Genomic DNA, 491 nt, shown 5'->3' on the forward strand with positions numbered 1-491 from the left:
CGCGACGATCACGACCGCGACGAGCGCGAGCGGGTCGAAGAGGGGATAGTCGCGGCCCGCGGGGAGCCAACCCCAGTCGGGCCCAAACGAGGTGGCAACGAACACGAGGCCCTCGGCGAGCGCGAAGCCGATCGCCGCGCCAATCGTCCCCATAAGCAGGCCCTCAGCCGCGACGCGGGAACGGATCCTGGCCGACGTGGATCCCACGAGCCGGTACAGCGCGATCGTGCGGGTGCGGCCGGCGATGATCGTCGCGAAGGTGTTCGCGGTGACGATTGCGCCAACATACAGCGCGATCAGGATGAAGATTGACGACACCATGAGCAGCATGACGCGGAAGGTCCCCGAGGCTTCGAGAAGATCCGGGTCGATCGCCGCCTCCATCACCCCGGTGAAGAGGATGAGCGTGACCGCGACGATCACGACCGCGACGAGCGCGAGCGGGTCGAAGAGGGGATAGTCGCGGCCCGCGGGGAGCCAACCCCAGTCGG

General features: G+C 68.0%; 1 protein-coding gene. It reads right to left on the minus strand.

Annotated elements, in window-relative coordinates:
* Positions 1-423: FtsX-like permease family protein (locus AUL38_RS17655; RefSeq protein WP_369795288.1), on the minus strand; the 423-nt coding region annotated here is incomplete at its 3' end.
* Between the last annotated feature and the right edge of the window lie 68 nt (positions 424-491).

It is taken from the genome of Leucobacter sp. G161, from assembly GCF_001482305.1.
Taxonomy (GTDB): Bacteria; Actinomycetota; Actinomycetes; order Actinomycetales; family Microbacteriaceae; genus Leucobacter.